Origin of the sequence: Achromobacter sp., from assembly GCF_036567245.1 — a bacterium.
GTDB lineage: Bacteria > Pseudomonadota > Gammaproteobacteria > Burkholderiales > Burkholderiaceae_B > Achromobacter.
Map to the genome: position 1 here is coordinate 1 of NZ_DATCUY010000166.1, position 1,767 is coordinate 1,767.

The window sequence follows — 1,767 nt, forward strand, 5'->3', positions numbered from 1 at the left end:
ATGCGGCGGCTGCCGGCGCCGAAGGCGCGGTGGCCATCGGCGCCGGTGCGCAGGCCAGACAGCAGGGCGACGTCGCACTGGGAGACGGCGCCATCGCCGATCGCGGTGCGGAGTCCTACACCGGCAAGTACTCGAACGCGCAGAACGACACGGCAGGCACGGTGTCGGTGGGCGCTCCGGGTTCCGAGCGTACCCTCAGCAACGTGGCTGACGGCCGCAACGCCACCGACGCCGTGAACCTGCGCCAGCTGGATGGCGCGGTGAAGGCGGCGAACGACTACACCGACCAGCGCATCGGCGACGTCAACCAATCCGTGGTGGAGGTCGGTGATGCCGTCAAGGATCTGGACGGCCGTGTGACCCAGGTAGAGGGCGACGTGACCAAGCTGAAGAACGGCGCCGATGGCATGTTCCAGGTCAGCCAGGACGCCGGCAATGTTGCGCCCAGGGCTGAAGGCAAGAACTCGGTGGCTGGCGGCGCCGGCGCCGCGGCTTCGGGCAACAACGCTACCGCCGTCGGCAACGGCGCGACGGCCTCAGGCGGAAATAGCACCGCCATGGGCAGCGGCTCGACGGCGAGCGGCGAAAACGCGACGGCGATGGGGAATGGCAGCAAGGCCGAGGCTAACAACTCGGTGGCGCTGGGCGCCGGCTCGGTGGCGGACCGCAGCGGTGCGGTTTCCGTGGGCGCGGCGGGCGCTGAGCGCCAGATTATCAACGTGGCGCCGGGCACGGCGGGCACCGATGCGGTCAACGTGAATCAGCTGCGGGATGTGGAGGGCAATCTGAGCAATCAGATCGCCAGCGTCAAGGGAGACCTGCGCCGCCAGGACAACCGCTTGAGCGCCGGCGTCGCGTCGGCCATGGCCATGGCCGCCCTGCCGCAGGCGTATCTCCCGGGCAAGAGCATGTTCAGCGTGGGAGGGGGCACGTGGCGTGGTGAAAGCGGTTTCGCCATGGGGCTTTCCACGGTCTCGGATAACGGCAGATGGGTCGTCAAGGGCCTGGCCAGCAGCTCGTCCCGCGGCGACTACGGTGGGTCGGTCGGTGTGGGCTATCAGTGGTGAGCCGCTCTCGCGCTGCTTGCGCTTCCAATGGGAACCAAGACCTGAACGTCATGAAAAAAACCATGCATTCCCTCCACCGCCATCTAGCGCCCGCGACCGTCCTGCTGGCGCTGGTGACACTGGCGGGTTGCGGCAACCTGAGCCGGATCGATGCGGCGGGTTCCGCAGCTGACCCGGTGTTTCCGGATCCTGCGTTGGCCAGGCCGCAAGGCGGAGTCTGGCCCAATCTGGAAAACCTGCGCACCGTGCGCGCCGGGCTGAGCAAGACCCAGATGTACCTGCTGCTGGGGGTACCCCATTACCAAGAGGGCATATTCGGCGTGAGGGAATGGGACTACCTGCTCCGCCTGCCCGTGGCGGGCGGAGAGCAAGCCTGCCAGTACAAGGTGCTGTTCGACAGGAATGGGCTGACCTCCGAATTCCACTGGAAGCCCGAGGCTTGCGCCCAGGTGCAGGCGGGTTAGCCGGCAGCCGCCTGATCGACAGGATTCTCTTTCTCCATTTTCCATGCCGGGCTGACGCTTCAGCCTGTTCTTCGACACTTCAAATACCCACATATGCCAAACGCTCTTCGTTTCGCGCTCGTTGCTTCGTCGGCACTCCTGTTGGCGGCGTGCCAGCCTTTGAAAACCCAGCAGTCAACCGCGGCCGCGCCGTCTCCCGCGGCGGCGCCGTCTCCCGCGGCGGCGCCGTCTCCCGC

The 1,767-nt window shown here is 67.0% G+C and carries 2 protein-coding genes; both read left to right on the forward strand.

Annotated elements, in window-relative coordinates; genetic code table 11:
- Nucleotides 1-1,067 (forward strand): YadA family autotransporter adhesin (locus VIR09_RS07180; RefSeq protein ID WP_332012252.1); only part of this gene is annotated, 1,067 nt, incomplete at its 5' end.
- A 62-nt stretch (nucleotides 1,068-1,129) separates the two neighbouring features.
- The gene (locus tag VIR09_RS07185; protein ID WP_332012253.1) at nucleotides 1,130-1,531 is read left to right on the forward strand and encodes an outer membrane protein assembly factor BamE; all 402 of its coding nucleotides are present in this window, start codon (nucleotides 1,130-1,132) and stop codon (nucleotides 1,529-1,531) included.
- Nucleotides 1,532-1,767: the final 236 nt, after the last annotated feature.

Excerpts from the sequence above, each read along its gene's own strand:
- VIR09_RS07185 (WP_332012253.1), top strand. The coding sequence starts at position 1,130 with ATGCATTCCCTCCACCGCCATCTAGCGCCCGCGACCGTCCTGCTGGCG.